The 6,549-nt window shown below is 60.9% G+C and carries 6 protein-coding genes; 3 read left to right on the forward strand and 3 right to left on the reverse strand.

Going from position 1 to position 6,549, the window contains the following annotated elements:
• The 3 genes from DPV74_RS37940 to DPV74_RS37950 form a co-directional block, all read left to right on the forward strand.
• Nucleotides 1–114 (forward strand): IS3 family transposase (locus DPV74_RS37940; protein ID WP_162923251.1); only part of this gene is annotated, 114 nt, incomplete at its 5' end.
• 6 nt (nt 115–120) lie between these two features.
• On the forward strand, nt 121–570 hold the full coding sequence (locus DPV74_RS37945) for a hypothetical protein (protein ID WP_162923252.1): 450 nt from the start codon (nt 121–123) through the stop codon (nt 568–570).
• Nucleotides 567–1,232, forward strand: coding sequence for a hypothetical protein (locus DPV74_RS37950; RefSeq protein ID WP_059915276.1), 666 nt, complete (start codon nt 567–569; stop codon nt 1,230–1,232). The genes DPV74_RS37945 and DPV74_RS37950 overlap by 4 nt, the downstream gene beginning before the upstream one ends.
• A gap of 180 nt (nt 1,233–1,412) precedes the next feature.
• Here DPV74_RS37950 and gyrB read toward each other — a convergent pair whose 3' ends face one another.
• The 3 genes from gyrB to dnaA all read right to left on the reverse strand — a co-directional run.
• On the reverse strand, nt 1,413–3,887 hold the full coding sequence (gene gyrB, locus DPV74_RS37955) for a DNA topoisomerase (ATP-hydrolyzing) subunit B (RefSeq protein ID WP_047852382.1): 2,475 nt from the start codon (nt 3,885–3,887) through the stop codon (nt 1,413–1,415).
• 193 nt (nt 3,888–4,080) lie between these two features.
• Nucleotides 4,081–5,187: a DNA polymerase III subunit beta gene (dnaN, locus tag DPV74_RS37960; protein ID WP_006756934.1), complete on the reverse strand. Its 1,107-nt coding sequence runs from the start codon at nt 5,185–5,187 to the stop codon at nt 4,081–4,083.
• 168 nt (nt 5,188–5,355) lie between these two features.
• Nucleotides 5,356–6,549: chromosomal replication initiator protein DnaA (gene dnaA / locus DPV74_RS37965; RefSeq protein ID WP_119339056.1), on the reverse strand; the 1,194-nt coding region annotated here is incomplete at its 5' end.

Genomic DNA, 6,549 nt, shown 5'->3' on the forward strand with positions numbered 1-6,549 from the left:
TCGGACTTGTTCGATTACATCGAAATGTTTTATAACCCGGTTCGTCGGCATGGTTCCGCCGGCGATCTTTCACCGATTGAGTTCGAGCGGCGCTACGCGTTAAACGGCTCGTGAGTGTCTATGAAACTCTGGCCGGTCCACTCCTTGAGCATGCTTAGTCTTGATATGAACAAATATGAAGCAATCCAACGGGTGCAGGCAGTCTGGGACGGAAGTCCTGCTGCCTCGCTATGCGTTGCGATTGTTGACCAATTGGCAGAGGGCGTTCTTCAACGCCTTACCTTTGGTCAGTTGTATCGTCTGGCTTCCAAGAGCGAAGCTTCCCAAGAGGACATCGCTCGCGCTCTTCAGTATCTGACTGGCCATGACCTTCACCTGCTGGACACTGAATTCGAGTTCATTGACGAGAACGATGAAACGTTTTACTTCGGTATGCAGGACCTCAACGACGCTCAACACGAAGGCGGTCTGTATCACCCAGAATCAGGCGAGCTGATAGTCAACTACGAGGAGCGGGTCTTCCCGACCTTCGTACCATCCTCGTTGGCGAAGGAAATCTCAGCCAAATGAGCGAAATCACGCATGTGGTGCCGAGCGGGGATTTAGACCAGAAAGTTAGCTTCAAGGCGTTCCAAGCGTTGATGACCATGGCGGCCGGCGGCAATCGAATGGTTCGCCGCATGACCACTGGAACCTATGCCGAGTTCGTTTCGCTTCTGTACGAGGACTTCGACGAAATCATCGGCGACCTGGAAGGCCGCAAGAAGTATTTCACTGACTCATCCGAGGACCAGATTACAGACTCCCTCGTTGCCAGCCTTCGTCAGTATGGGTACTTGGCCAGCCATGATAAAGACCACAGCGGGCACGTCGACATTACGGTAGAAGTCACGCATCAGCCAAATTTCATATGGCTTGGAGAAGCGAAGCTCGATAATGGCCCGAAGTATTGCTGGGGCGGTTTTCAGCAGCTAACGACCCGCTACAGCGTTGCTCGCGCGGGTGCGGATGCCGGCGGCATCCTTATCTATCTGCAGAAATATCAGGATGCGAAGTCGCGTTTGGAGAAGTGGGCCAAGTATCTTGAAGACAACCAAGGCATCGAGTGTGACCGCGCAGACCTCACGAGGCCCGGGCTGGCTTTTTCGACAGCAGCGGTCCACGGCGGCACCGGGCTATCCTACAAGGTCCGACACATGATGATTTATCTTCGGCACGACCCTGAGAAATAACCGGACGCCGAGCCCCTTCTTGCGGAGTTCGACCATCCGCGGTTGCGGTCGACGATATCGACGAGGCCAGCGGCGCCACCGACGAATTCGATAAATCCATACTACCAATAGAAAAGACCCATAGATTTCTCAACTTATGGGTCCACTTTTCTCAGATTATGGGTTTATCTACAAGGTGAGTCACACGTCAATATTCCCCGCCCGCAACGCATTCGACTCGATAAACGCCCGCCGCGGCTCCACATCATCCCCCATGAGGGTAGTAAAGATCCCATCCGCCGCAATCGCATCCTCGATCTGCACACGCAGCAGACGCCGCACTGCCGGATCCATCGTCGTTTCCCACAGCTGCTCGGGGTTCATCTCGCCGAGCCCCTTATAGCGTTGTTTGGAGACGTTGCGTTCAGCATCCGCCAGCAGCCACTTCATCGCGCTCTTGAAGTCCGCCACGGCCATGCTGCGCTCACCGCGCTTGATAACCGCGCCTTCCCCAATAAGCCCCTTGAACGTATTCGCGGTGGTCACGAGCTGCTGATAATCCGCCGTGTGCTGGAATTCCTGGTCGATGACCGAAACGCGCACGTTTCCGTGATGCGTCCGCTCGACATGGAGCGCCCGCTGTTCGCGAACCGGGTCATACGAAGGCACAACACGCACTTCGTTCTTCAGCGCTTCATCATGCAACGCAGCGTGTAGCGCCTTAGCCGAAGCCTCGGTCGAAGCCTCATTGGAAAGATCGATCACCACCCCATCCATAACGGCTTCCAGCGCGGCCGGGTCATACAACCGGCTCAACCGCTCGATCACGCTCTGCGACAGCAGATACGACCGCGCCAGCTCCCCAAGCGCATCCCCAGAAATCGCCGCCGCATTCTCCCCAGGCACCAGCTCCGACCCTTGCAGCGCCAACCGCAGCATATGCGCGTTGAGCTCCACGTCGTCCTTCAGATACCGCTCGTCCTTGCCCGCCTTGATCTTGTAAAGCGGCGGCTGCGCGATATACACATACCCGCGCTCGATCATGTCCGGCATCTGGCGATACAGGAACGTGAGCAGCAGCGTCCGGATGTGCGCACCGTCGACGTCCGCGTCGGTCATGATGATGATGCGGTGATATCGCAGCTTGTCGAGGTTGTAGTCTTCCTTGCCGATGCCGCAGCCGAGCGCGGTCACGAGCGTGACGATCTGCTCCGACGACAGCAGCTTGTCGTAGCGCGCCTTCTCGACGTTCAGCACCTTGCCGCGCAGCGGCAGGATCGCCTGGAACTTGCGATCACGCCCTTGCTTTGCCGACCCACCTGCCGAGTCACCCTCGACGATGTAGATTTCGCACTTCGCCGGGTCTTTCTCCTGGCAGTCCGCGAGCTTGCCGGGCAGGCCGACGCCGTCGAGCACGCCCTTACGTCGCGTCATTTCACGCGCTTTCCGCGCAGCATCCCGCGCACGAGCCGCTTCAACAATCTTCCCGCAAATGATCTTCGCGTCGATCGGCGTTTCCAGCAGGAACTCTTCCAACGCCTTCGCCACAACTTCCTCAACCGGCGCGCGAACCTCAGAAGAAACCAGCTTGTCCTTCGTCTGCGAGCTGAACTTCGGCTCCGGCACCTTCACGGAGAGCACGCACGACAGCCCTTCGCGCATGTCGTCGCCGGTCGTCTCGACCTTCGCCTTCTTCGCGATTTCGTTGTCGGTGATGTACTTGTTGATGACGCGCGTCATCGCGGCCCGCAGGCCGGTCAGGTGCGTGCCGCCGTCGCGCTGCGGAATGTTGTTCGTGAAGCACAGCACGTTTTCGTTGTAGCTGTCGTTCCACTGCATCGCGACTTCGACGCCCACGCCGTCCTTCTCGCCGTTGGCGAAGAACACCGTCGGGTGCAGGTTGGTCTTCGTCTTGTTGATGTACTCGACGAAGCCCTTCACACCGCCGGCGAACGCGAAATCGTCTTCCTTGCCCGAGCGCAGGTCGGTCAAACGAATCCGCACGCCGTTGTTCAGGAACGAGAGTTCGCGCATCCGCTTCGCGAGGATGTCGTAGTGATACTCGACCGTGCCGAAAATGGTCGGATCGGCCATGAAGTGCACTTCGGTGCCGCGGTTCTCGGTGTCGCCGGTCACGAGCATCGGCGACACTTCCACGCCGTCCACCACCTCGAGCACGCGGTCCTGCGCAACGCCGCGGTGGAACTCCATGAACCGCTTCTTGCCGTCGCGGCGCACGGTGAGGCGCAGCCAGCTCGACAGCGCGTTCACGCACGACACGCCCACGCCGTGCAGGCCGCCGGACACCTTGTAGCTGTTCTGGTCGAACTTGCCGCCGGCGTGCAGCTCGGTCATCACGATTTCCGCGGCGCTGCGCTTCGGCTCGTGCTTGTCATTCATCTTCACGTCGGTCGGAATCCCGCGGCCGTTGTCGGTCACGGAAATCGAGTTGTCGGCGTGAATCGTCACGTGGATGTCGTTGCAGTACCCGGCCAACGCTTCGTCGATCGAGTTGTCGAGCACCTCGAACACGAGGTGGTGCAGACCGGTGCCGTCAGACGTGTCGCCGATGTACATCCCGGGGCGCTTGCGCACCGCTTCCAGACCTTCGAGGATCTGGATCGATGAGGCGCCGTAGCTGCTGTTATCGGGTTGCGAATTGTGCTGTTCACTCATGGATATCTTCCGGTTCTGCGAGGCCACTCTAGTGGCGGCGCGGTGCGTTTCAGCGAAGGAAATCGCCGGGCCGCTCCAGTTTCCTGGCCCATCCACGGTGCCGGTCAGGCACCGAAAGGACGGGTTGTCGGTTCGCCATAAAAACGCCAAAGGGGCTTGCCGCCCCCTGGTGTGTGTCTTGATGTCGTGCGCGTCAGATGCGCATCGGCATCACGACATACTTGAACTCGTCGTTCTCGGGCACGGTAATCAGCGCGCTCGAGCTGGCGTCGCCGAGGCTCACCTGCACGGTGTCGACCTTCAGGTTCGCGAGCACGTCGAGCAGATACGTGACGTTGAAGCCGATGTCGACGGTATCGCCCTGGTAGGCGATTTCGAGTTCTTCCTGCGCCTCTTCCTGATCGGCGTTGGTCGACATGATCTTCAGCTGGCCCGGCGCGATGATGCAGCGCACGCCCTTGAACTTGTCCGAGGTCAGGATGGCCGCGCGCTGCAGCGAACGCTGCAGTTCTTCACGGCCGATCTCGAACGTGTTCTTGTGCGCCTTCGGGATCACGCGCTGGAAGTCGGGGAACTTGCCCTCGACGAGTTTCGACACGAGCTCGACCTGGCCGAACGTGAACTTGGCCTGGGTTTGCGCGATGTCGATGGTGACGGTGTCGTCGATGTCCTCGAGCAGGCGCTGCAGCTCGAGAATCGTCTTGCGCGGCACGATGACTTCCTGGCGGCCGAACGTGCCGCCTTCGAGCTTCATCGACGAGAACGCGAGGCGGTGGCCGTCGGTGGCCACGGCCATCAGCTGGTCGCCGTCGACGACGAGCAGCATGCCGTTCAGGTAGTAGCGGATGTCCTGCTGCGCCATCGCGAAGTGGACCATGCCGAGCAGCTGGCGGAACGACTTCTGCGGGACGGTGAGCGTGGCGCCGAAATCCTTCGCCTGTGCGACGGTCGGGAACTCGTCGGCCGCCAGCGTCTGGAGTGCGAAACGGCTCTTGCCCGATTGAACGGTGAGGCGCTTGTCGGCGAGCGACAGCGTGACCTGGCCGTCAGGCATCGCGCGCAGGATGTCGAGCAGCTTGCGCGCCGCGACGGTGGTCGCGACCTGGTCGCCGCCGACGCCGAAATCGGCGCGCGTGGTGATCTGCAGCTCCAGGTCGGTCGACAGGAATGAAACGTCCGGGCCGTTCTTGGTGATCAGCAGGTTGGCGAGGATCGGCAACGTATGGCGGCGTTCGACGATGCCGCTGACCGTTTGCAGCGGCCTGAGGAGGGTGTCTCGTTCGGTCTTGACCAGTTGCATAGAGTTCCTTCGTTGAGTAACGGCCTGCAGCGCAGCAGCCTCGCAGCGCCCCGCCGGCCGGGCTCTTGGCCCGCCACCACCGGGGCGGTCAAACCAGTATTGTGCCTCAAAACCGAACCGCCCCCCTTAAATTGGGGCGGAGGCCGAATTATCAAGCGCGCCGCGCGCTCAGCCCTTCAGCGTTTGTTCCAGCACGTGCAGCTCGTGGTTGAGCTGCGCGTCCTTGCTGCGCTCGTCGGCGATCTTGCGCACCGCGTGCAGCACGGTGGTGTGATCGCGCCCGCCGAACAGCTCGCCGATTTCCGGCAGGCTCTTCTGCGTGAGTTCCTTCGCGAGATACATCGCAATCTGTCGCGGCCGCGCGATGTTCGCGGGGCGCTTCTTCGAGTACATATCCGCGACCTTGATGTTGTAGAAGTCGGCGACGGTCTTCTGGATGTTCTCGACCGAAATCTGCCGGTTCTGCACGGTCAGCAGGTCCTTCAGCGCTTCCTTGGTCAGCTCGATCGAGATCTCGCGGCCGTGGAACTTCGAATACGCGAGGATCTTGCGCAGCGCGCCTTCGAGTTCGCGCACGTTCGAGCGCAGGTGCTTCGCGACGAAGAACGCGACGTCTTCCGACAGGTTCACGCCTTCCGACTGCGCCTTGCGCATCAGGATCGCGACGCGCATTTCCAGCTCGGGCGGCTCGATCGCGACGGTGAGGCCCGAGTCGAAGCGCGAGATCAGGCGATCGTCAATGCCCGAGATTTCCTTCGGATACGTGTCGCTGGTGATGATCACCTGCGCCTTGTTCGCGACCAGCGCCTCGAACGCGTAGAAGAATTCCTCTTGCGTGCGCGACTTGCCGGAGAAGAATTGAATATCGTCGATCAGCAGCAGGTCGAGCGAATGGTAGTAGCGCTTGAAGTCGTCGAACGCCTTGCGCTGGTACGCCTTCACCACGTCGGACACGTACTGTTCCGCATGGATGTAGCGGATCCGCGCGCCGGCCTTGTCGAGCAGCAGCTGGTTGCCGATCGCGTGGATCAGGTGGGTCTTGCCGAGGCCGACGCCGCCGTACAGGAACAGCGGGTTGTACGAGATGCCCGGGTTGTCCGCGACCTGGATCGCGGCGGCGCGCGCGAGCTGGTTCGCCTTACCGGTCACGAAGTTGTCGAACGTGAGCACAGGGTTCAGCTTCGAACGCTCGTACATCGAATCGGCTTCGCCGCCGTTCGCGGGTGCGGCACCCGGGCCCGGGCGCCACGTGCGGCGGCCGGCGGCCGCTTCGTGCGCGGGCAGGCTCGGCAGATCGATGTCGGCGTCGTCGGCGTTCAGGTGGTGCGCGGCAGCCGCCGACGGCGTCATCGGCACGTCGGC

It is taken from the genome of Burkholderia sp. HAN2018 (assembly GCF_024704855.1).
GTDB lineage: Bacteria > Pseudomonadota > Gammaproteobacteria > Burkholderiales > Burkholderiaceae > Burkholderia > Burkholderia cepacia.